The organism is Edaphobacter sp. 12200R-103, assembly GCF_010093025.1.
Lineage (GTDB): Bacteria > Acidobacteriota > Terriglobia > Terriglobales > Acidobacteriaceae > Edaphobacter.
In genome coordinates this window covers 3,599,586-3,621,222 of record NZ_CP048114.1, presented here as the reverse complement: position 1 = coordinate 3,621,222, position 21,637 = coordinate 3,599,586, and the positions used below count along the sequence as shown (strand labels likewise).

At 58.8% G+C, this 21,637-nt stretch carries 24 protein-coding genes; 10 read left to right on the top strand and 14 right to left on the bottom strand.

Annotated elements, in window-relative coordinates; all coding sequences use genetic code 11:
* Positions 1–49 precede the first annotated feature (49 nt).
* A complete protein-coding gene (locus GWR55_RS15130) occupies positions 50–835 on the bottom strand; it encodes an RNA methyltransferase (RefSeq protein ID WP_162403005.1) in 786 nt (261 codons plus the stop codon).
* A gap of 70 nt (positions 836–905) precedes the next feature.
* Complete coding sequence (locus GWR55_RS15125) at positions 906–1,844, bottom strand: YXWGXW repeat-containing protein (RefSeq protein WP_162403004.1); 939 nt, start codon at positions 1,842–1,844, stop codon at positions 906–908.
* A 263-nt stretch (positions 1,845–2,107) separates the two neighbouring features.
* Here GWR55_RS15125 and dnaG point away from each other — a divergent pair, with 263 nt between their 5' ends.
* The 8 genes from dnaG (at position 2,108) to GWR55_RS15085 (ending at position 10,597) form a co-directional block, all read left to right on the top strand.
* Complete coding sequence (gene dnaG, locus GWR55_RS15120) at positions 2,108–3,907, top strand: DNA primase (protein ID WP_162403003.1); 1,800 nt, start codon at positions 2,108–2,110, stop codon at positions 3,905–3,907.
* Between the two features lie 138 nt (positions 3,908–4,045).
* Positions 4,046–5,050: a glycosyltransferase family A protein gene (locus tag GWR55_RS15115; protein ID WP_162403002.1), complete on the top strand. Its 1,005-nt coding sequence runs from the start codon at positions 4,046–4,048 to the stop codon at positions 5,048–5,050.
* 20 nt (positions 5,051–5,070) lie between these two features.
* Entirely contained in the window at positions 5,071–6,480 is a 1,410-nt protein-coding gene (locus GWR55_RS15110) for a lipopolysaccharide biosynthesis protein (RefSeq protein WP_162403001.1), read from the top strand.
* 167 nt (positions 6,481–6,647) lie between these two features.
* Positions 6,648–6,893, top strand: coding sequence for a hypothetical protein (locus GWR55_RS15105; RefSeq protein WP_162403000.1), 246 nt, complete (start codon positions 6,648–6,650; stop codon positions 6,891–6,893).
* A gap of 221 nt (positions 6,894–7,114) precedes the next feature.
* Positions 7,115–8,821 carry an RNA polymerase sigma factor RpoD gene (rpoD, locus tag GWR55_RS15100; RefSeq protein ID WP_162402999.1) on the top strand — a complete coding sequence of 569 codons (1,707 nt, stop codon included), beginning with the start codon at positions 7,115–7,117 and terminating at the stop codon, positions 8,819–8,821.
* Positions 8,822–8,934: 113 nt separating this feature from the next.
* Positions 8,935–9,774 carry a hypothetical protein gene (locus GWR55_RS15095; RefSeq protein WP_162402998.1) on the top strand — a complete coding sequence of 280 codons (840 nt, stop codon included), beginning with the start codon at positions 8,935–8,937 and terminating at the stop codon, positions 9,772–9,774.
* Between the two features lie 81 nt (positions 9,775–9,855).
* Positions 9,856–10,101, top strand: a complete 246-nt coding sequence (locus GWR55_RS15090; RefSeq protein WP_162402997.1) for a hypothetical protein — start codon at positions 9,856–9,858, stop codon at positions 10,099–10,101.
* Position 10,102: 1 nt separating this feature from the next.
* Positions 10,103–10,597, top strand: a complete 495-nt coding sequence (locus GWR55_RS15085; protein ID WP_162402996.1) for a hypothetical protein — start codon at positions 10,103–10,105, stop codon at positions 10,595–10,597.
* Between the two features lie 159 nt (positions 10,598–10,756).
* Here the strand turns inward: GWR55_RS15085 and GWR55_RS19365 are convergent, their stop codons facing one another.
* The 6 genes from GWR55_RS19365 to GWR55_RS15055 form a co-directional block, all read right to left on the bottom strand.
* Entirely contained in the window at positions 10,757–10,828 is a 72-nt protein-coding gene (locus tag GWR55_RS19365) for a hypothetical protein (protein ID WP_238398785.1), read from the bottom strand.
* A gap of 81 nt (positions 10,829–10,909) precedes the next feature.
* Positions 10,910–11,716: a class I SAM-dependent methyltransferase gene (locus tag GWR55_RS15075; protein WP_162402995.1), complete on the bottom strand. Its 807-nt coding sequence runs from the start codon at positions 11,714–11,716 to the stop codon at positions 10,910–10,912.
* A 431-nt stretch (positions 11,717–12,147) separates the two neighbouring features.
* On the bottom strand, positions 12,148–12,336 hold the full coding sequence (locus GWR55_RS15070) for a DNA-directed RNA polymerase subunit omega (RefSeq protein WP_162402994.1): 189 nt from the start codon (positions 12,334–12,336) through the stop codon (positions 12,148–12,150).
* A gap of 317 nt (positions 12,337–12,653) precedes the next feature.
* Positions 12,654–12,893: a peptide ABC transporter substrate-binding protein gene (locus GWR55_RS15065; RefSeq protein ID WP_162402993.1), complete on the bottom strand. Its 240-nt coding sequence runs from the start codon at positions 12,891–12,893 to the stop codon at positions 12,654–12,656.
* A gap of 104 nt (positions 12,894–12,997) precedes the next feature.
* Positions 12,998–13,261, bottom strand: coding sequence for a non-oxidative hydroxyarylic acid decarboxylases subunit D (locus GWR55_RS15060; protein ID WP_162402992.1), 264 nt, complete (start codon positions 13,259–13,261; stop codon positions 12,998–13,000).
* Positions 13,258–14,685 (bottom strand): non-oxidative hydroxyarylic acid decarboxylases subunit C, encoded by a 1,428-nt coding sequence (locus GWR55_RS15055; protein ID WP_162402991.1) that lies wholly within the window; start codon positions 14,683–14,685, stop codon positions 13,258–13,260. Before GWR55_RS15055 ends, GWR55_RS15060 begins: the two co-directional genes overlap by 4 nt.
* 182 nt (positions 14,686–14,867) lie before the next feature.
* On the opposite strand from GWR55_RS15055, the gene GWR55_RS15050 reads away from it, so the two are divergent.
* Positions 14,868–15,278 (top strand): SRPBCC domain-containing protein, encoded by a 411-nt coding sequence (locus GWR55_RS15050; RefSeq protein ID WP_162402990.1) that lies wholly within the window; start codon positions 14,868–14,870, stop codon positions 15,276–15,278.
* A 111-nt stretch (positions 15,279–15,389) separates the two neighbouring features.
* On the opposite strand, the gene GWR55_RS15045 is transcribed toward GWR55_RS15050, so the two are convergent.
* Positions 15,390–16,436, bottom strand: a complete 1,047-nt coding sequence (locus GWR55_RS15045; RefSeq protein WP_162402989.1) for an alpha/beta hydrolase — start codon at positions 16,434–16,436, stop codon at positions 15,390–15,392.
* Between the two features lie 243 nt (positions 16,437–16,679).
* On the opposite strand from GWR55_RS15045, the gene GWR55_RS15040 reads away from it, so the two are divergent.
* Positions 16,680–17,891: a S1C family serine protease gene (locus GWR55_RS15040; protein ID WP_162402988.1), complete on the top strand. Its 1,212-nt coding sequence runs from the start codon at positions 16,680–16,682 to the stop codon at positions 17,889–17,891.
* 225 nt (positions 17,892–18,116) lie between these two features.
* Here GWR55_RS15040 and purN read toward each other — a convergent pair whose 3' ends face one another.
* From purN to GWR55_RS15020, 5 genes are all read right to left on the bottom strand, one after another.
* On the bottom strand, positions 18,117–18,728 hold the full coding sequence (purN, locus tag GWR55_RS15035; RefSeq protein ID WP_162402987.1) for a phosphoribosylglycinamide formyltransferase: 612 nt from the start codon (positions 18,726–18,728) through the stop codon (positions 18,117–18,119).
* Positions 18,716–18,961, bottom strand: coding sequence for a hypothetical protein (locus GWR55_RS19610; protein WP_370521153.1), 246 nt, complete (start codon positions 18,959–18,961; stop codon positions 18,716–18,718). Before GWR55_RS19610 ends, purN begins: the two co-directional genes overlap by 13 nt.
* Complete coding sequence (locus GWR55_RS15030) at positions 18,867–19,610, bottom strand: sigma-70 family RNA polymerase sigma factor (RefSeq protein WP_162402986.1); 744 nt, start codon at positions 19,608–19,610, stop codon at positions 18,867–18,869. The genes GWR55_RS19610 and GWR55_RS15030 overlap by 95 nt, the downstream gene beginning before the upstream one ends.
* A gap of 107 nt (positions 19,611–19,717) precedes the next feature.
* Positions 19,718–20,623 carry a ferritin-like domain-containing protein gene (locus tag GWR55_RS15025; protein ID WP_162402985.1) on the bottom strand — a complete coding sequence of 302 codons (906 nt, stop codon included), beginning with the start codon at positions 20,621–20,623 and terminating at the stop codon, positions 19,718–19,720.
* A 19-nt stretch (positions 20,624–20,642) separates the two neighbouring features.
* Entirely contained in the window at positions 20,643–21,578 is a 936-nt protein-coding gene (locus tag GWR55_RS15020) for a ferritin-like domain-containing protein (protein ID WP_202925515.1), read from the bottom strand.
* Positions 21,579–21,637 lie beyond the last annotated feature (59 nt).

The following is a 21,637-nucleotide window of genomic DNA, read 5'->3' as shown; positions in this document are numbered from 1 at the left end:
GCGAAGCGCAGCGAAGTCGAAGGATCTGCGGTCTGCCCGGAGCACCACATTATCTCCGTGGATCTGTCTCTTCTTGCCCGCTCCTGTTTCTCCCGCCCTGCCTGATCTTCCAAAGCATCTGCCGCATCACTCCCATCCACACAGGCACATCCTCCGCGGTCAATCCCATCCGCAGGACTACCCTGCGCAACTGCGTCTCGCGTACGTTCGCCGGATACCGCTGTACATATCCAGTCTCCCCCAGCACCTCACGAAAGAGCCCCAGAAAGCGCTCGACATCTTCAGCCCGTGCCGCTTCACGCAGCCCGACGTTGCCGATACTCTCTTCGCTCCGCACCAGCTCATACAGACAAACCGCGACCGCCTGCCCCAGGTTCATCGAAGGATGCCGCATCTCTTCGTGCTCGTACATGGGAATGGTGAGCAGCCAGTGGCAGTGGCTTAGCTCCTCGTTGCTCAGGCCCGTTTTTTCCGACCCGAACAACAAAGCCACGCGCGATGCAGAATTGGCGGCTTCAGTGAGAATCTTTCCACTCGCCTGCGCCAGCGCCTCCAGGCGATGCTCCAGCGCGCGTTCGCCCACAGCCGTTGTTCCTACCACCAGCGTGCAGTCCGCAACGGCTTCGGCCACGGACACGAACGTTCTGGCCTCAGCAAGCACCCTCGACGCATCCACCGCCGACCGTGCCGTCTCCAGCGGAGGAACGTACTCCGTGACGATGCGCAGATGAGGAAATCCAAAGTCGTGCATCGCGCGTGCCACCGCGCCGATATTGTTCGAGTTCCGTGCTCGGACCAGCACCACCACGATACGATTCTGAAGTTCAGGGTTCACCTCTCAATTCTAGGTGAGCAAAAAAGCGGCCCGGAGGATTCTCCGGGCCATTCGTTTCAGTAGGTACCGCCTATCGGCGTTCGCGATCGTTATGGGTGTCGCGATGGATCTGGTTGCTGACGTGGTTCTGTTCGCGGTTGACCTGCGTGCGTTGCTGCTGGTCCAGGTGGCCGCCGTTTGCCGCTCGATCGTTGCGGACCTGCTGATGGATACGCGCCTCATTGTTTTCGATACTGCGCGTCTCCTGGTGCGTCAGCTCACCCGAGCGCACGCCGTTCGCGACCCGCTGCTGCTGAATGTTCTGCCGCTCACCCACCCTGGACATCGCCATCGTCTGCGGACGCCCATGATTATACGAGGCCTGCTGCATGCGGCTGGACCGCATCGCCTGCTCATGCGCTACCTGGTTCTGTGTCGGCTGGAAGTGCCGCTCATTGAACGCCGCCTGCTCCCTTGCGCTGGGACGCACCGTCAGGCCGCCGTGGCCGCCGTTATAGCTCACGCGATTGACATTGTTCACTACCACAGTGCGGTTGTAGACATTCGTCACGTGGACCACGTTGATGTTGTTGACCGCACGGTTATAGGCGAAGGCTCCGCCTCTCCAGTAGCCTCCCTCATAGCCAACGCCGGTATAGCCATAGCCATAATTAATGCCCCCGTAGAAGCCAACGTGCGGTCCCCAATAACCGGCATGGAAGACATACGCTCCTCCATTCCAGCCCCAGTATCCCGGCGTCCACAACACACCCACAGCGGGCGGGCGCACCCACACTCCCGGAACCCAGTAGTATCCCGCGGGGCCCCACGCCCAGTACCCTGGGGTCCATAAGTATCCATCCCCCGGACATGCGGGCTGTGCATAGACCGGCAGTGCGGGCGGCGGTGTGTTGACCGAAACCCCAATCGCAAGATTCACCGAAGCCGACGCAATCGCAGGAACTGCAAACACTGCAGCCGTAGCCAGGACAACCGTCCTGATCGCCTTCATTGTTTTTTGTGAGCCCATGTCCGTACTCCTTCTGAATCGCTGCAAAAAGAACGCAGCTCAAATTTCAACCGCTCGAATGAGTCTCGCGTTCCGGCTCACTCAGAAAGTTCCAGACAGATAGACACGCCTCTTCCTGGTAAGTTTTGTTTGTTTCTGAAATTCGTCCGCTCGTAGTCCATAAAAAGTCCTGCCGAATCACCGCAACTTTCACGCGTATTCTGCGTCGTCACTGCCGCTCTCCAGGCAACCTTGCGCAATCGAATAGACTGACCGTAGCGCCCGTGTCCGACAACTTCGCCCAAACCGTCAAGCAGCAGACCGACATCGTCCGCATCGTCGGCGAGTACATCAAGCTGCGCAAGACCGGTGCGCAGAACTACACCGGCCTTTGTCCCTTCCACAAGGAAAAGACAGGCTCGTTCTCCGTCAACGCCACGCACGGATACTTCTACTGCTTCGGCTGTCACGAGAAGGGCGACGTCTTCACCTTCGTCATGAAGCTCGAGAGTCTCTCCTTTCCCGAGGCCGTCCGCTTCGTGGCGCAGAAGTCAGGCATCCCGCTTCCGAAACGAGAGTTCTCCTCACCCGAAGAAGCCCGCGAGGCCGGCCTTCGCCGCCAGCTCCTCGACATCCACGAGGCCGCCACACAATACTTCGAGGCCGCTCTCAAATCTCCCGAAGCCGCGCGGGCACGCGAATATCTCACCACCCGCGGCGTCACCGCCGAGACCATTCAGAAATTTCGCATAGGCTACGCTCCCGACGACTACAACCACATGCGCAATGCGCTGGCCCAGCACTTCAACGAAGAGACCATGCGTGCCAGCGGACTCTTCAAATCGCGCGAGCAGGCCGACGGCTCTCCCGGCCAGCTCTACGCCGGATTCCGCAAGCGCATCATGTTCCCCATCGCCAACGAACAGGGCAAAACCATCGCCTTCACCGGCCGCGCACTCGATACGCACGATGAAAAAGGCCGCGACATCGCCAAGTACATGAACTCGCCCGAGGGCCCCATCTATACCAAGGGCCATGTCCTCTTCAATCTCGATAAGGCGCGCGCGGAGATTCGCAACCTCGGCTTCGCCCTCCTGGTCGAAGGCCAGATGGACTGCATCTCGGTCTACATGGCGGGAATCCGCAACGTCGTCGCCACCTCCGGCACAGCCTTCACCGAAGCGCAGGTCCGCCTGCTCTCACGCTTCACTCCGAATAAACAGGTCATCCTCAACTTCGACCCCGACGCCGCCGGACGCAATGCCGCCGAAAAGGCCGGAGCCATGCTGGTCGAAGAGGGCTTCGACGTCCGAATCGTTCAGCTTGACGATGGACTCGATCCCGACCGCTACATTCGCGAGCGCGGTCTGCCCGCCTACACCGCCGCCGTTCGCGCCGCCAATTGTTATGTGGACTACCTGATTGAGCGCGCTCGTCAGGAGTATCCGGGCCGGACCTCCGACGCCAAGGTCAAGGCGATGAACTTTCTGCTGCCGCACATCCGGCGCATCCCCTCAGCCCTGCAGCGCGACGAGTTCGCCGCAGACGCCGCCCAGAAGCTCGGCATCGACTCCGCCATCCTGCGCCAGGAGCTGCGTCAGGCTGCCATGCAACGCGTCGAGAGCGTCCGCTCCCACAGCCACGATCCCGCCAGCGAGACAGAGCGCATCCTGCTCCGCGCTCTTGTCCTCCCCGAGAGCGACTCCGCCCGCAGCCTCGCCGCCACACGGCTCGCCGAGAACCCCGGCTGGTACGAGGGCCTTCCGTCCTCCGCTGTCCTCGAGACGCTGGCGCTTGCACCCGCGCCCGAGAATCCCCTGGATGTAGCGCCGGACCAGACCAGCCGTGTGCTGCTCGCACGTGCCCTAGAGCAACCCGACGCTGAAAATCTCCAGACCGCCCAGCTCAGCCTCGCCCAGCAGGTCGAAGGCGCGCTCCACACGCTCGAACACCGCTATCTTCAACGCCGTCAACGCGAACTCCGCTCCCTCATCGCGGAGGCCGAACGTCGCGGCGATGAGGCCATGCTGACCAGCCTGCTTGGCGAGAGGATGCAGCTCGACCGCCGCCTGCGCGAGCATTAGTGCGCCGGTGCATGACGATCGAGCAGTATTTGTTCGATGGAAAGAGCTGCTTCTATCGAAGTCGAAAACCAATAGGGCTATCCGCCGCTCACCATTGAGAACACTCCCGTAACCTTCCGCTTGTTACAATCAAAGACAATGGCCAGGCCTTTGACCTTCTCTGTGGGCATCCCCACCTACAACCAGGCAGAGTACCTTGAGGCGACCATTCTCTCCCTCCTCAATCAAACTCGCCCGCCGGACGAGATCGTAATCTCCGATCACTTCAGCACGGACCACACACCCGACCTCATCGCGAAATACGCTGCGCTGGGACAGGTACGTGGCGTCAAACCTCCTCCCGGCTCCAACGTCGGCGCCCAATGGGATTTCACCATCTCCTGCCTCAGCGGAGACTGGATTACCCTGTTCTCCAGCGACGACATCGCCTATCCCAACTTTGTTGAAGCTCTCGTTCGCGGAGCCTCAAGCCGTGAAGACGCCGTACTGGTGCGCGCCGGGTGGGAAAACATCGACAAAGACGGCAAGGTGGTCAGCAAAGAGTACCTGATGAGCGCCAAGGCTCTCACCCTGCCGCCTGACACGCTGCTTGAGCAGCGATACGGCCCCAAAGCCAGCTTCGCCGCCTTTGCCGTGCACCGCGAAACCCTGGCGAAATCAGGCGGATACCATCTTGGAATGGAATCCTTTGGGGACTGGCCCATGTTTGCGCAGCTCGCTCCGTTCGGATCGTTCGTCTACGAAGACGAGCTGATCAGCGGCTACCGCGTCGGCCACGATGGAGATAAGTTCCGCAAACGCCTCACGATGTGGCTCCGCGACGAGCAGCGCATGTTCTACGAGATCTTTCCATTAGCAGCGCAGCGGGCCGGAATGACCGACACACGCTGGATCGACGAAGCCAGCCGCGCCAACTTTCTTCGTTATCTCACCTCAGCGCAGAACAAGTTGACCCGTGAAGAGCAGGCCGAACTGGTGCCGCACTTTCAGCCCTGGGCTGAAAAGACTGGATCGCAGGATCTTTTGCGGACCTTCGCGGAAGGTCGCCCTCTTCCCCGGTCGATGCGCGGCATCCTTAATCAAGGAAAGAGACTCATCCGTCCCCTGGCGCAGCAGCTTCGCGGCGCCCTTCGGCGGCGCTAGTCTCCCCAATCGGAACCTCCATGGATCATTCGACCAAACGAAGGCTCGTCCTCGGCTTTATCTCCAACTGGATCAGCAAGCTGGCCACCACCATCGTGCAGCTGGTCCAGGTTCCGGTCTTTCTCCACTTCTGGAGCGTGCCGCTCTACGGCGAGTGGATGATCGTCAGTGCCATTCCCTCCTATCTTGGAGTCAGCAACTTTGGTTTCGGCAACGTTGCCGGCAACGAGATGACCATGATGACCGCCCGCGGCGACCGCGAAGGCGCCCTTCGCGTCTTCCAGAGCTGCTGGTGGCTCATCACGATCATCTGCTCCAGCTGCATCGTCCTGCTCGGCCTGGCTCTCTACTTCACCCCGGCCGCGCGCCTGCTTAAGCTCCACGCCATCAATCCCAGCGATACCAAGTGGATCATCTTTTATCTCGGATGCGCCGTCCTGCTTGGACAGCTTGAGGCTCTCCTGCAGTCGGCTTATCGTTGCGTCGGACGCTACCCCTACGGTTCCTTTATCAAGAGCGTCTTCTCGCTCGCCGCCTTCGGCGCCATGCTCATTCCCGTCTGCCTGGGCGGAGGAGCGCGGGTCACCGCCCTGGTCTTCGCCTCAACCAACGCTTTCTTCACCATCGTGCTCTGCATCATGGTGCGCCGCGATCTCCCCTGGATCCGTTACGGCTGGAGCTATGCCAGCTTTGCCGAGATTCGCCGCCTCACCGCGCCGGCCTTCGCCTTCATGGCCTTCCCCATCGGCAACGCCCTCAACCTTCAGGGAACCCTGATGGCCATCGGATACGCCCTTGGCCCCACCGCAGTCGTCATCTTCGGAACCGCCCGCACAGTCTCGCGCGTCGCTCTCCAGATGGTCCAGATGGTCAACAACACCTTCTGGCCGGAGATGTCCTCCTCCTTCGGGACCAACGATATCGCTCTTACCCGCACGCTGCACCGCCGCTCGTGCCAGCTTGGGCTCATCATCTCCTTTTCTATCGTCGCCGCCATGCTCACCCTGGGACCCTGGTTCCTCACCCACTGGACCGGAGGACACGTACCGCCCAGCCGCGGTCTGCTCAGCATCCTGCTCCTGGTGGTGATTGCCTATTCCCTGTGGTCCACCAGCTCCACCCTGCTGGCCGCCGTCAACAAGCACCAGAAACTCGCTCTCTGGTATCTCTTCGGAACCACCGTCACCGTCATCTTCACCTATGTGCTCGCAAAGTACTTCGGGCTTCTCTGGGCAGCGGCCTCGCTGCTCCTGTCTGAGACGGTGATGAACATGTACGTCTTGCCGGCTTCGCTCCGGCTGTCGCATGACACCTTTCCTGCCTTCGTGGCGAGTATGTTCCATTACCCGCAGTCATTGCGTCCTGCTCTTTTGCTCGCTCGTGTACGCCGGAGAACCGCCCCCGGCAACCCTCCAGAGGAGACCGTCTAGCCCCCATGCAACCCCTTGCGCTTCAACGTCATTGACACTCGTTAATGCGGCGCATGTACCCGGCCCGGCGGAGTAGCCCTGGTTGCTATCAACGCCGACCGCGAGCCTACAGAGGCAGAGGCACGCGTAAGCCACACTTCAGGAATACCTTACAATCGATCTAAGCAATGCCCCGCCACAAGACCACCGATCCCGGCTATACCAACCCGCACGGCCAGCAGGTCGTCCGACGCACCGGCTTCCCCTCCGACACCTTTCCTGGCCAGACCATCTACCACTTACGTTGTATGCACTGTGGACACGATTACGGCGCAAACGGCACCGATATCCACATGCGCCGCTGCCCGCGCCACCAGAATGGCGCCCCCGGCGAGCCACTTCGGGACCCTCCGCCGAATCTTTTTCCTGTCTGAATCGTCTAACTTACTGTGGTATCCTGTGATTCGCTGGGGAAGTGTGCCCTTGAATGCCTGACCTCTCTGGAAGGTCTTACGGCTGGCCAAAGCGGTCGTCACCGCTATCTGCTCCCTGACACCACGGAAACAACCCAGGGATAGGTCCGCCCGGATACCACAGCACCTCGCCTGAGCGGCATCCCAAAAAAAAGAATTTATTTGCAGGAGCGCGCACCCTCGTGGCTGAAGAAATCGACAAGTACGAAGACGATCTGGAAGAAAAGCTCATTGAGTCCGGGAAGGAAAAGGGCTATCTCACCTACGGCGAGGTCAATGACCTGCTACCGGGCGACATCACCTCTCCGGATGATCTCGATGATCTGCTGACTACCATCAATACCCAGGGTATCGATGTCCTCTCCGGCGACAAGTTCGACCGTGACAAGTATGAGCCGGAGATGGGCGAAGAAGGAGAGGACGTAGAGCTCGACCTCTCGCCTGGCCAACTGGAAAAGACCAACGACCCCGTCCGCATGTATCTGCGCGAGATGGGAACCGTGCCTCTGCTCACCCGCGAGGGCGAGGTGGAGATCGCCAAGCGCATCGAGCGCGGACAGCTCCGCGTTATGAAGGCGATCTCGCGTTCGCCTATCGTGATCCGCGAGATCGCCGCTCTCGGCGAAGACCTCCGTCGCGGCGTGCGCAACATCAAGGAAGTCGTCACCTTCGACGAAGAAGAGCTCACCGAAGAGATCCTTCAGGGCCGCGTCAAGCAGACCGTCGGACGCATCGACGTCATGCTGAAGCACCAGAAGAAGATCGCGCAGCTTGAAGAGAAACTCGCCGCGCCCCAGGGCAAGGACGCCAAAGCGAAAGCAAAGGACACTCGCAAGACCCGCTGGCTCATCGGCCGCGAGCACGTCTACGTCAGCCGCATCGTCCGCGAGCTGAAGTACACCAACTCCGAGAAGAAGCGCCTGCTCGACAAGGTCAACAAGACCGTTGACTCCATGCGCACCCTCGAGCGCCAGATCAAGACGCTCGACTCCAAGTTCGAAGCCTCCAAATCCGAGGAGCTTAAGAAGGAGTACAAGCGCCAGCAGAAGAACTGCCGCGCCGATCTCGAGCAGCTCGAAAAGGACGCCGGAATCTCCATCGCCGATCTCAAGCGAACCCAGCGCGAGATGATCCAGGGCGACATGGACGCCGAGCGCGCCAAGCGCGAGCTCATCGAGGCCAACCTTCGCCTCGTCGTCTCCATCGCCAAGAAGTACACCAACCGCGGCCTGCAGTTCCTCGACCTCATTCAGGAGGGCAACATCGGCCTCATGAAGGCCGTCGACAAGTTCGAGTACCGTCGCGGTTACAAATTCTCGACCTACGCCACCTGGTGGATCCGGCAGGCCATCACCCGCGCCATCGCGGACCAGGCTCGCACCATCCGTATCCCGGTGCACATGATCGAGACCATCAACAAGCTCATTCGCACCAGCCGCCAGCTCGTGCAGGAGTTAGGTCGCGAAGCCTCCTCCGAAGAGATCGCCCGTCGTATGGACATCCCGGTCGCCAAGGTCCGCAAGGTCCTCAAGATCGCCCAGGAGCCCATCTCGCTCGAGACCCCCATCGGAGAAGAGGAAGACTCGCACCTCGGAGACTTCATCGAAGACCGCATGGCCGTCTCCCCGTCCGACGCCGTCATCAGCGTCAACCTCAAGGAGTACACCTCGCAGGTCCTCCGCACCCTGACGCCGCGCGAAGAGCGCGTCATCAAGATGCGCTTCGGCCTCGAAGACGGCAGCGAACACACCCTCGAAGAGGTAGGCCAGTCCTTCCAGGTCACCCGCGAACGCATCCGCCAGATCGAAGCCAAGGCCCTGCGCAAACTCCGCCACCCAAGCCGCAGCCGCAAGCTGAAGGCGTTCGTCGATGGAGTCAAAGAGGTCTAAGCAACAACATCAACTCAGAAACAGCAAAGAGGCCGCGAGCAATCGCGGCCTTCTTGTTTATTGCGCAAACTCTGGTCGTGTATTTGCTTTTAGATTTAGGCTAAATTTGAGTGATGAGTACGCCCCCGAATATTGCCGAAACGATTACCCTGGAAACTCTCGCAGCAATGGCTAGTGACAAGAGGAAGGAATTAGGACAGTTCCTTGCGACGGGCGCTCTATATACACCATTCGCTTTCACCGAAGAGACAAAATCACTCGACAGTCTCCCGGAGACCATCGAACTTTATTGTGGCGGGACATGCGGTAGAGAACAGACATTTGAACGGTCGGAGCGAACAAGAGGTTCGAACTACAGCGATCGTGGTTGGGGACGCACGGTGAATTACCAGTGCCGCAATTGCAAGAAGAGATCCCAAATATATATGTATGTTTGGAACGAAAGCTTTTGGAAGGTTGGACAGATTCCTGAATTACCGGAAGGCATTGACCCGAAGCTCAAGAAAGCCCTCGGCGATTCACTACAACTCTATCGTAAGGCCGTCCGCTCGCGGAGCTTTGGCTTCGGCATTGGCGCTGTTTCTTATTTGCGCCGGATTATTGAAGACAAAACCGATGAACTTATGGACTTGTTAAGAGATGAAAAGTGGGAGTTGTGGGCAGCGGCCGACCGGCAAGAGTATGACAATGCCCGCACGACCTATCAGTATTCGCAAAAGATTGAGTACGCCGCAGAGAAGATTTTGCCTTCATCAGCGTTTGCGAATGGTCGCGACAGCTTCAAGGCACTACATGATGTAACAAGTAGCGGCTTACATGGAAAAACCGAAGAAGAGTGCATTACGCTCTTCGATCACTGCAACTTGATCTTTACGAGGACGTTCCAAATGCTTTATGAACATAAACGGGAACGGGAAGAATTCGCTGCACAGCTTCTTGCGCTCAAGAGGTAATCGATCATTCACGAGAGATGAATGATTTTCGCCGCTACTGACGTACGTTGGACTGTTTACAGATCCTCGAACGAGGTGTAAATGACAGCTGCTCAAAAGAAACTTTGGGAAGTTCATCAAGGAAAACTCGTTGCCAAGAGCCTTAACGAGGCTGAAGGTTCCGACTACGAAGCGCATCCTTCGGAGCGCGAACCCGCAGACGTGGTACTCAAGAGTTCAAGCGACAAATTTCCAGACCGAGAGGCTCAAATCGTAAGTATTCCTTTGGACTTTCGATATCGGGATGACAAAAACACCGTTCAAAAGCTAAAAAGCTTCTCTTGCTGATTTGCTGCTAGAACTTGGGGCACGCCACTTACTAGTCGGAGTTATACCGAGCGATAAAGCGGTGATGCGCGGAGTTCCGACGCCAATAGTGCGGGCGCTAGCCGAAATTATTGCGCGCGAACAGCTCAAAGGCGATCTCGTCCTAAGGTATGAGGAATTGGAAAAACAAAATCCAGACGTTGCAGACTTGATCCACATCGTAAACATCTCACACCATCCTGAAATTATTCCAGATATAGAAATTGAAATTCCGACCGGTGGCGCCGTTCCAACCGATGGGCAATGGATCATAGAAGGAATAGTCAAAAAGCTGAATAAATACGGGGGCGAGAACGCAGTAAAAGATCTAGCTTTGATCATAGGAGTCGCGGGCTTTGTCGATGATCGGCAAATCGCTTCCTTTGAGCAGTCCTTTCTTGAAGCACAGCTACCATTCGCCGAAATATGGATAAACACTCAGTTCCATGGAACTTACTGTCTCAAAAAACGACGGTAGAGATTTCGGCAGGGTGGGGGTTGGCCCACATCTAATCCGGCCACATCGGTGCCCCATCTTCGACATGAAGCGGCTAAGGTGGGACATCGCGCGAACAGCGCGACCCTTCATTCAACGAACACTAAGTTACAGCCTCCAGCCCCTTCTTCTCCACCAGACTCAGCAGCTTAACGAAGCACCCTGCGGGTGCTTCTCTCCGCGCTCCCACTTGCTCACCAGGCTCGGCGTCACATTCAGGTACGCCGCAAACACCGTCTGGCTCGCCCTCGCGATCCCGCGGGTGGCCCAGACATATCATCGAGTAAGATCATCTCAGGACTCTTTCCTCGCAACGTACAGATATCTCAGCAGACGCTTTTCGCTCGTCAAAACATGCACGCACGCGAGGAACCGTTGCAGTCCCTCGAAGTTAGGATTGCCTTCCGCCGCGACCAGTTCCTCTTTTCTCTTCTCCCGTGCGTCATACCACTGCTTCGCGATCCGAGCCGCGCTCTCCGTTGTATCTGTTACGCGGATCTGTCGAAACTTCGCTCGCTCCATGAGGCGTTCATTCTCTCCAGGCGGGCTGTACACGTAAAAGCCGATCGAGCTACGCGTAGCGATCTCTTCCTGGGAAACCATTCCGCCAATGACCAGAGCGTCGCTGAACAGCATCCGTCCGCCTGGCTTTAGTACGCGAAACATCTCAACCAACACCTCGGGTCGCCCCGGGAGATGGCACAAAGCGTCATTCGAGAACACGGCATCAAAGATGTTGTCGTCGAAAGGTAGCCTCTTCGAGGCGTCGCACTGTTCAAAACGCACCTGGGAAGCGAGACCTCTTGCCACTGCAAGCTGGTTCGCATTGCGAACTCCCGGTTCATTAACGTCCAGCCCTATCAGCCGACAGCCCACCTTTTCTCCAAGGTGCAAGGCATATCCCCCCGAACCGCACCCCACTTCCAGCACAAACGAATCGGATCTCAGTCCCAGCAGCTGGGGGATGGCATTCGATTCTTCCGTGGTCACCCAGCTCGTTTGCCCAAAATCCTCGCCATAGGTCTCGATGCGCACCTGGCGGTACGTAGCCGACTCATAGTTGCCATACGCGCTATCGTAGAGATCCACTTCCGCTGACATGTTCGATCCTCCTCACCCAGGCTCTACCGGCTCCATCAGAATGGGTGGCCTACATCTGACCGAAGCATACACATTGGTGGCTGGGTGGCCCATATCTGCCCCAACCACATCATCGGGTCCCCCATATCTGGCGGTCTCATCGCCAGATGTGGGCAATCGCGCGACGGCGCGATCCGCCTCTAGGTAGGCCAGGCTTGGCACTCTCGTCTACACATTCCGAATACTCATACATCGGTGCTGGGTGGCCCATACATAAAATCCAGCCCATACCTCCGGCGCCCCATTCATGCCGGGTGCCCCACATCTCGATTTTGAGATGTGGGATCATTCGCCGTGCAATTCCCTTATCTTGAGCAGGGGCTTCAGTCCCTGAGGTACGCCTTCCCATCAGACGAGCGCATCACGACAGGTCAACCTCCACCCCCCGTTCGCTACAAAACCACACGCTTGACCGCTACCAGCGGTGCATCCCCGGCAACCTTCTCGAGAGCGCTGTTAATGGTGTCCTGCTGGTTTCGTGAGGCGACATGCATCCGGCGTGTGGCCTTCGCCACCGTCTGGCAGAGCTGATACCGATTCGAAACAGCCTCTTTTGCGCGGAAAATCGCTTCTGAACGCATACATGCCTCCAATATTTCTTTGCGGCGGATCAGATGGTTTTGGGATCTCCGAAGCGCGGATGAGCTGCAGCATCTTGATTCGTGTGGCAGGCAATGATCGAGAGCCCGTTCGCTTCACCGACTGCAGGTTGGCATAGGGGTCAAAACCGTTAACCCATCATAGCCCTATACAAGTCTCGCCACATCCGACAGGATTTCAACTCGTCTCGCTTAAGGGCACGGCTTCGCCGTGAGGATAGAAGCCGGGGGTGCCCCATTCATGCGGCTTCAGCACAGGAGTGGCCATTCGCGCGAAGCTCCAACCCGGAGCGATGATCTCAGCCCTCTTCCACTCTCTTCTTCACCACAAGCTCATCCACTGTAAGCTTGCCGATACTCAACTCCTCAATCCTCGCCGTACCCATACCCAGCGCATTGATCCCCAGTGCACCGATTGCGACTGCGCCAATCGCCAAGGCACCGACCGCCATCGCTCCGACCGCCGTTCCCACCATGGCAACGCCGACAATGGCCGCGCCCTTCAGTGCCGTCGCCTTCAATCTGCGCCTGCGAATCATGCAGACGATGTTACTCCCGCACAAAAGGGCCCCGCCTCTGAAATCAGCATGCTCCATCCACTACATAAAATACAAAGACCATGGGTAATCGCGACCTCTGCCGCCTACTGAGCCTTAGGCTGCAGAGGCGGAATCCTCGGAGCGACTTGCAGCTTCGGCAGGTTCTCGGGCTTCAGACGAAACACCTCCGGATACTTATCCGGATTCGTGTTCTGCTCTCCCTCTGTGCTGCGCCATGTATAGAAGCAGGTATCGCATCCATAGACAGTCCAGACTCCCGCAACCGGAGAGACGCCGCGCACCTCGGTTGTATTTGACCGGCACCTCGGACAGACTGGAACACCACTTCCCTGTGTTGTCGCGCTCATTTCTGCAGCTCCTTCGTCAACGCTTCCAGCTTCTGCAGCCATGTATCGGTTCCCATGGGGGTCTCGAGAATCTCGCCGTAGTCGCCTCGGGTATCCGGGGGGACCGGCATCGTCGCATCGATGATCATCTTTGTCACCATCCCGCTCGGCTGACACGCGGGATCCAGCAGGTTCTCCGCAAGATTCGGCATCATCAGCACATCGCCTGCCGGATTTACCCTCACCGACATCGCCCACATCACCTGGTTCAGATCGAAGGGGTCCACATCCGCATCGACAACAATGATCACCTTTGCATAGCCCAGTCCGTGCGGTGTGCTCAACACTCGCAGTCCAACTGCCTTAGCGAAGCCGCCATAACGAACCTTCGTCGAGACAATCAGCACAAGGCCATGCGTGTACAACGCATTCACTGCCTGCACCTCAGGAAACGTAGCGTTGATCTGATCGAAGATCGGCGCGCTCGTCGTCAACGCCTGTAAATAATCCAGCTCCGTCCACGGCCTGCCCACGTAGACCGATTCATAGATCGGGTCCTTCCTGTGCAGCATACGATCGATCTCAATCAAAGGGTACTGATGACAGCCTGAGTAGTAGCCGGGAAACTCACCGAACGGTCCTTCGGGCTGCCGCTTGCGCGCCAGGATCCTTCCCTCCAGCACAACCTCCGAGCCGTAAGGAATGTCCAGCCCCTTCGCATTCTGCACCACACGATATGGCTGCCCCTGCATTACCGCCGCCATCTTGTACTCCAGCTGCGTGTACAGCATGGGAGTCGCACCCATCAGCGTGATGATCGGCTCATTGCCCAGCGCAATCGCCACCGGAAGGTCCTCGCCGCGCGCTTCCGCATGAGCAAGCTGTAGCGCGATATCGTGCTGCGGAACCGTCTGAATGCCCAGATGGTTCTTGTCCTTTACCTGCAATCGGTAGACACCTACGTTCTCTACATCGTCGTTGTTCCAGTCATCGGGATCGCGACTGATGACGCACGGCTTGTCGATAAAGAAACCACCGTCCCCCTGGTTCCAGCGGAACAGCGGCAGAATCTCGAACAGGTTGATGTCCTTATCAATCACAACCTCCTGCCACGGCGCCGAAGTCACACGCTCCAGCTGACCTGGAAACATTCGATAGCGGCGCACAAACTCAAGGAACTGGTCTCGCACTCCCGTCTCCGGATCCATGCCTAATGCCAAAGCATGGTTCGCCCACGAGCCGTGCACGTTCGTCACGATCTGCGCGTTCTGATAACCGGCAATGTTGTTGAACATAAGCGCCGGACTGCGATTCCCCAGCTTCGTCGCGGCCGCTGATGCCGCCGCCATGTCCGGCTCCAGCTTGATTGGATCCGTAATGCGCAAAAGCTGTTTTTGCTGTTCGAGTACAGAGAGAAACTCCCGAAAGTCCTGGTAGGCACGCATGGATACCCTCATTGCAGAGTCAAAAAACCGATACGAAAAAAATGTGCAGGGGGCCGGAACAGCAGTGTACAACGCCTGCGATCCTGTATCGATGAAAGACGCTAACCTGCAATGGTTTGCGCTTAACTTCATTTCATCTTCGATACCTTCCGCCATATATAATCCGCTTCTCTGAGGGAAAAATGCCTGACATCAATCACGAGATCAAGACCAACGCGACGCCTGAGGCCATCTGCCTGGCGTTGACGAACGCACACGAATTGGCAAAGTGGCATACCGCCGGCACGAACGATAAGGGCGAAACCTTCACGACACATTCCAACGACGGCCCCAGTTTTGAATGGAAGATTATCAAGCCTGATGCCCACATCGTGGAGTGGAAGTGCATCGAGGGACCGGGACACTCCGTCGGCACGATCGCTCGCTTCAAGCTATCGTCCGTCGCTGACGGACGAACACTCGTAGAGTTCAGCCACACCGGATGGCCCGACACAAACGGCAGCTTCCGCAAGTGCAATACCCTGTGGGCCATCCTTCTCTTTCACCTGCAGCAGTATCTCGCAACCCATCAGACAAAACCGGCGTTCCACTAAATTGTTCGGCTGCCCATATCTGGCGACCTCGTCGCCTGATGTAGGCCGTCCTCTCCTGGAGCGCGGGTCGATTCAGGCAGGCCGGACCCTCAGGCGTGGCGCTCTATAGCCTCACCGCCCCAACTCGCGATCAAAGAACTCCGCCATGTACCCCCACGCCTCGCGCGACTCCGGAAGCTGATTGTTATTCCAGAAGCAATGCGGCAGGCCATCGAACACAATTAACTGCGACCGGTTTCCCGCTCTCAGAAACGCACGATGCAACTCGCTCGTCGAGCTCAGCAGCAGATCGCGTTCGCTCGTGATGAACAGAGCCGGTGGCATGCCGTGGAGATCGGCATAGATCGGCGACAGCACCGGATCGCGCCGGTCCGTCTTCCCCACATACTCCGCATTCTGTTTGCCATCCTGGACCGGCACATAGCCGCGCCATCCATCCGTGTTGTACAGCGACCGCGAATCGCCACCCTCCACCATGCTCGCCGATGAGGAGAATGGCCCCAGCGCCGCAGGCATCGGCATCTTCAGCTGCTTCAGCTTCACGGCCACCTCCAGCGTAAGCGCCGCGCCCGCGCTGCTGCCGAAGATGCCAATACGATTCGGCTTGTACGTCTTCAGTAATTCCTTGTAGACCGCGATTACATCGTCCACACCCGCAGGAAAAGGATTCTCCGGAGCCAGCCGATACAACACGCTCACCACGCGCACCCCGGTCAGCCCCGCCACAGGAATCGACTCCGAATACGAGCCCGAATCTGCATTGAAGCCGCCGCCATGCAGACAGATCAGTACGCGGTCCTGATGTTTTAGTGTCTTCGGAACAACCTCGCGCACCGGCACGCCGGCCACCGTGCTGTCCTTCACGGTTACAGGAAACATCTTCAGCAGCTCATCGCGATGGCGCGCCTGCGAGGCGTCCAGCATCGCGCGCCGCTGCTCAATGGTCTGCGGCACATTCGCATCCGTTGTCATGGGACGGCTCATCCACGCCTTCGCCTCAGGACTAAGCCATTGCGGCAGCGGAATCACGCGCTGCTCCCGCACCGTTCCATCGGCCTCCGTGACCGCATGGTTCTCCGTAATCTTCGCCGCAGGATTCTCCTGCGCAGCCGCCATCAGCCCCACCGACAGCATCGCCACAACAAGGTGCAGTTTCATCGATCCAGCCTCCCGGCAACCAATATTGCAGGTTACGTAGCTATCGGTACATAGATTGTGAAGGGATAAATCGGCTAGGACGAACACTCCTGATCGCCAGATCATCCATCGGTCCCCCCGCCACCCGCATCCCGCCTGATTTCAGCCCGTTGGCAGCCTCTGTGGTTGCATGCGCCGCGACTCGATACAATTAAGCCAGCGCGGCCCATACGCATGGATGCGATGCAACGATCCAGGAAATCTATGAGAAAACTACGCCCCGTCCTGCTTGTAGTACTTCTTCTCTCCGGCTTCTATTACGTGACGACGCACTCGTCGTCCACCGGGAGACTCTTCCCCTGGCTCCACTCCAGCTCCAACGCGGATGCCGCCAGCGAAACGCCGATCAGCGGTCCGATGGGCAGCTTCCACCTCACCGAGGCGGCGGCACAGCCCGCCTTCGATTCGGAAGAGCAGCAGAATATTGCCGTCTACAAGAAGGCCCTCCCCTCCGTCGTCAACATCACCTCGACCGAGGTCGCCTTCGACTTCTTCTACGGTCCGGTTCCCCAGCAGGGACAGGGTTCGGGGTTCATCCTCACCAAAGAGGGGCTGATCCTCACCAACAATCACGTCATCGGGAACGCGCAGCGGCTCGAGGTGATGCTCTCCAACAAGCACAAGTACCGGGCCAAGGTGCTTGCGGTCGACAAGAACCACGACCTCGCGCTGATCAAGATCGATGCTCCCGACCTGACGCCTGTCACGCTGTCAAACTCCCGCAACCTGGTGGTCGGCCAGCGCGTCTATGCGATCGGCAATCCCTTCGGCCTGAACGGAACCATGACGCGCGGCATCATCTCGGCAATCCGCTCCATCCGCGGTCCACAGGGCAATCCCATCGAAGACGCCATCCAGACTGACGCGGCCGTTAACCCCGGCAACTCCGGCGGACCGCTGCTCAACTCGCACGGCGAGGTCATCGGCATCACCACGTTGATCGCCTCGAACGGCGCCGACCAGAGCTCCGGCATCGGCTTCGCCATTCCCATCAACACGGCCCGCGCCATGCTCGACGACTACGCCAAGTACGGCTATATCCGCCGGCCTACGCTCGACATCATCACGCTGCCCATCGGTCCCGACATCGCCGAGCAGATCGGCCTTCCCGCCGACTACGGCATCCTCATTGAGCGCGTCCTTCCCGGCGGCGCCGCCGACAAAGCCGGCCTGCACGGCGGAACCCAGCGCGCCTACCAGGGCAACATCCCCGTCATGCTCGGCGGGGACCTGATCGTCGCCATGGACGGGCAGGAGATTACCAGCCCGCAGGACCTCTCCGCCGCGATGAACTCGCATCGCGCCGGCGATACCGTCACCGTCACCATCTACCGCGGCCGCAAACGCATGGATGTGAAGGTGACCCTTGGCGACGCCCGCGATCAGCAGGATATGCGCGGGGCCCAGAGCACCTAGGGAGCGTCATCCATCTCAGCCTCAGCCGCTGCTGGTATCTAATTCGAGGAACATCCCCAAAGGTGTCATCCTGAGCGAAGCCTTCTCGCAGGCTTTATCGCGAGAAGCGCAGTCGCTGGCGCGCTCCGCTCAGGATGACACTCTTAAGGAAATCTCTGGAGCGCCTTACCTTCGCGATCATCGCTTGGCGCTCGGACGACCCCCGTCCATCACAGCGATCTCGCATTACGCCGGAAGATACCGCCGTCCAACGACCCCATGCGTCTCGCTGAGCACCCGCGCGATCGCCTCCGGGTAGGCGATATGTTCCTGCTCGAGGATCTTCGCCGACAGCGTCTCCACGGTGTCCTCATCCAGGACCGGCACTGTCTTCTGTAGCACGATCACTCCGTGATCCACTGCCTCATCCACAAAATGAACTGTGCATCCCGCAACTTTGACGCCGTACTCAAACGCCTGCTGCTGCGCATCGAGGCCCGGAAACGCAGGCAGCAGCGAAGGATGAATGTTCAGGATGCGGTTCGGGAACGCCTCGACGAATGCCGGCGAGATGATGCGCATGTAGCCGGCGAGGCACACCAGTTCGACACCATAGTCGGTCAATGCGGCGATCATCTTCGTGTCGTGGGTCTCGCGCGCCGCTGGCCCCTTGCCCTCCTGCGGAATGGCCAGCGCGGGCAGGCCGAGCGACCGAGCCGCCTCCAGCCCTTTGGCCTCCGTCTTATTCGAGATCACAACGGCGATCTCCGCATCTGGAATGCGGCCATCGGCGATGGCACGATGAATCGCAAGAAAGTTGGAGCCTCTGCCTGAAAGAAGGATGCCTAGTCTACGCAATCTTTTTCCTTTGGAACCGGGGTTCGTCTCATCTCCTCGATTCTAAAGCGCGACTCTGATTCAATCCTCTTCAGAAACTCTCTACGTGCGCGTTCCGGAGTGGGATGCTGCTCCACGCCAACAGCCAGGGCGATCAGATCACCCACAACGTTGCTGAGCTCTTCTCTGCACCCCGTGCAAACCTGCAGGTGACAGCGCACCTCGTCCCGGTCTTCGACCTGAAGGTTCCCCATCGCGTATAGAGCCAGCTCCTCCTGCGCGATATGTACCTTGCTGCTCATGCCTGCATGCCTTTCTAAGACTCATCAGTCCCAACCGGATCCTGGTCTTGACGGTTCCCAGCGGCTCCCCGGTCCTTCGGGCAATCTCTGTCTGGCTCAGTCCCTCAAAGTAAGCCAGCTCCAATGCCGTTCTCTGCTCGACAGGAAGTATCGCCAGGGCCGTGGCGATCTTCTGGATCGCCTCCTCCCGCTCCACCTCCGCAGCCAGGTTGAACCAGGAGCTAAGCCGACATTCTTCAACCTGCTCCGTCGGTCTTCTGTGTCTCAGGACGTCGATAGCCCGATTCCTTGTAACCACCAGGAGCCAGGCCCCCAGTGAGCCCCTGCCGGAGACAAAGCTCTCCGGTCTCTTCCACAACAAAAGAAAGATTTCCTGCAGAAGGTCCTCTGCGCCCCCGGGGTCGTGCAGCACTCGCAGAGCGATGGAGTAGACCATCCCTCCGTACCGGTCGAACAGCGTCGTCATTGCGTCAGCATCTTTTTCACGGACGCAACGCAATAGCAGGTCATCACTCTCTCTGGCATCTTCCCCTTCGGAAGAAGCCGCTTGATGCAACGTACTGATAGGCAGGTCAATCGGATGATCTTGAAGATCCGTCATGGATGCAGTCTTTCCTGATATGCGCCTAGTATGCGCCTCTTCAGGATCCAGACCACGCAAAAGTTAGTGACTCTGTCCCACCCTTTCGTAACATCGTTTTTGGTTACCTACCTGATCGTTCCATTCATGCTCTGAGGAAAGAAGCAGCCTCCCGTTCCCGCAGGTCCACCGGCATAGACGATGTTCAGCACCTGCGAGGTCGTCCGGGCAAAGGTCATTCCGTTATCGTCGTTGTCTACAATCGACAGCGCTCCTCCAATCAGGCCGACCCCGACGTCATCATTAGTCGCCGCTCCGCTCAGGGTGGCGCGCAAAGCCGAGATCGCCTGCGTCGCAACTTGCATCGTCGAGGTTCCCTGCAGGATGCGTAGTCGAATCGCCGCCGCGTGGTACGCCTCCACGTTATGGATTCCGATCGCCTTGTCCAGGCTGGTCTTGTTCGACAGCAGGCTCAGCGCTCCCTGATAGGCCGTCACGCCCACATCTTCAAAGATGTAAGCGCCGATAAGGAAGTTCGCCTCGTTAGCGAAGGGATCGAAGTTCGAGCCAAGCAGCGCCTTCTGAAAGATGGTATTGAAACTGTTCAACAGGTCGATCGAAGGCTGAGCGACGGCTGCGCTTCCCAGTTGCGACTGAAGGAACTTCACGTGGTTCTGTTCGTCCACGGCCAACTCCGCCGCAAAGCTCTTCAGCAGCGGCGTCGTAAAAGGAACCTGTGCATTGGCCTTCACGGTTACTGCGCCACCGGCGCCGCCGTTTCCCGCTTTCGTCGAGATCCCCGCCTGGTCCAGCGTCATCCCCGTCGCCGCCAGCGTGTAATACTGCGCCTCCAGAAACTCCAGGTTCAAGGCAAAGTTCAGAAGGTCGTTGTCGCTTACCGTCGCCTGCGCAAAGGCCCTGCTGCTCAACGCCAGCCCCGCCAGCGCCGCGCCACCCATCAGCAGCGCCTGCCGCCGCGACGAGCGCCTCTCCTCCACTGCGGCCATCGTCGATCTCATCTCTTCGTGGGTCATTCTCGTCTCCTGGCTCGCGCTAGCTCGCTGCTGTTTTAATCGTTCCGTTCATGCCACTGGGAAAGAAGCCGCCGCTCTTCACCCCCGCGCTCGCGCTCAGGTACATGATGTGCAGAACCTGGTCGGTCGTCCGGCTGTACCCGATCGAGTTGGTGTCGGCAGCCACCACCGCGCTGCCGGAAAGCGTCGTCTCCGCACCGCCGCCCAGCTTGCCCCGCCATACGGAGATCTGGTTCGCATACGTGATCGAAGGAACATCCAACTGGATCAGCAGCGACCGTATTTCGCCAGCATGGTAAGCCTCCGTGCCCAGAATTCCCGCGACAGCCGCGAGATTCGCCTTGCTCGTCAGCGACAGGGCGGCGCCGTGGTACGCGGTCACAGCCAGGTCCTCAAACAGAAACGCGCCCACAACAAAGCTGTTCGCATCGGCGAAGGGATTGAACGTCGGTCCGAATCCCGCGGCCACGGCCACCGCATTGAAGGTGTTCGTAAAATCGATGGCCGGCCTGCTGATCGCGGCCGTTCCCAGCATCTTGCGCAGGTAGCGCACGTGGCCCTGATCGTCGTTGGCAAGCTCCTTGGCAAGCGGCAGGAACGCCGTCGACGGATCGAACGGTACCTGCGTTCCTCCGGTTACCGCACCGGCAGAGGAGCCTGCATCGTCGCTCGACAGTCCCGAACCCGTCACCGCGCGCAGATAAAACTCCGCCGTCAGATACTCAAGATTCAACGCAAAGTTCAGAACGTCGGTGTCCGTCAGCGTTGGAGTCACGGGCGTCGTGGGGGGAGGAGGCGGCGGGTTCGTTGTCGTGCCCGACGATTGGCCTCCGCTGCCGCCGCAGCCCTCCGCCAGCGTCATCACGGCGGCGGCCCCGGCGCCTGCACCCGCCACATTCAGAAAGCGGCGGCGCGAGACCCTTCGTCTCTCTAAAATCTCTTCAAACGTGCTCACGATAGGGGCTCCTTTGCGCACCAAAACCTCACGTGCAGTTTCAGTACGCCGCAGCCCCC

Bases quoted from the DNA above. Each gene is read 5' to 3' on its own strand.
- GWR55_RS15060 (WP_162402992.1), bottom strand. From the start codon at position 13,261: ATGAGCGCGACAACACAGGGAAGTGGTGTTCCAGTCTGTCCGAGGTGC.
- GWR55_RS15025 (WP_162402985.1), bottom strand. From the start codon at position 20,623: ATGACCCACGAAGAGATGAGATCGACGATGGCCGCAGTGGAGGAGAGG.
- GWR55_RS15105 (WP_162403000.1), top strand. From the start codon at position 6,648: ATGCCCCGCCACAAGACCACCGATCCCGGCTATACCAACCCGCACGGC.
- GWR55_RS15110 (WP_162403001.1), top strand. From the start codon at position 5,071: ATGGATCATTCGACCAAACGAAGGCTCGTCCTCGGCTTTATCTCCAAC.
- GWR55_RS15090 (WP_162402997.1), top strand. From the start codon at position 9,856: ATGACAGCTGCTCAAAAGAAACTTTGGGAAGTTCATCAAGGAAAACTC.
- GWR55_RS15045 (WP_162402989.1), bottom strand. From the start codon at position 16,436: ATGAAACTGCACCTTGTTGTGGCGATGCTGTCGGTGGGGCTGATGGCG.
- GWR55_RS15125 (WP_162403004.1), bottom strand. From the start codon at position 1,844: ATGGGCTCACAAAAAACAATGAAGGCGATCAGGACGGTTGTCCTGGCT.
- GWR55_RS19610 (WP_370521153.1), bottom strand. From the start codon at position 18,961: ATGGGGAACCTTCAGGTCGAAGACCGGGACGAGGTGCGCTGTCACCTG.
- GWR55_RS15040 (WP_162402988.1), top strand. From the start codon at position 16,680: ATGAGAAAACTACGCCCCGTCCTGCTTGTAGTACTTCTTCTCTCCGGC.
- GWR55_RS15095 (WP_162402998.1), top strand. From the start codon at position 8,935: ATGAGTACGCCCCCGAATATTGCCGAAACGATTACCCTGGAAACTCTC.
- GWR55_RS15070 (WP_162402994.1), bottom strand. From the start codon at position 12,336: ATGCGTTCAGAAGCGATTTTCCGCGCAAAAGAGGCTGTTTCGAATCGG.
- GWR55_RS15065 (WP_162402993.1), bottom strand. From the start codon at position 12,893: ATGATTCGCAGGCGCAGATTGAAGGCGACGGCACTGAAGGGCGCGGCC.
- GWR55_RS15075 (WP_162402995.1), bottom strand. From the start codon at position 11,716: ATGTCAGCGGAAGTGGATCTCTACGATAGCGCGTATGGCAACTATGAG.
- GWR55_RS15055 (WP_162402991.1), bottom strand. From the start codon at position 14,685: ATGCGTGCCTACCAGGACTTTCGGGAGTTTCTCTCTGTACTCGAACAG.
- GWR55_RS15030 (WP_162402986.1), bottom strand. From the start codon at position 19,610: ATGACGGATCTTCAAGATCATCCGATTGACCTGCCTATCAGTACGTTG.
- GWR55_RS15050 (WP_162402990.1), top strand. From the start codon at position 14,868: ATGCCTGACATCAATCACGAGATCAAGACCAACGCGACGCCTGAGGCC.
- GWR55_RS15115 (WP_162403002.1), top strand. From the start codon at position 4,046: ATGGCCAGGCCTTTGACCTTCTCTGTGGGCATCCCCACCTACAACCAG.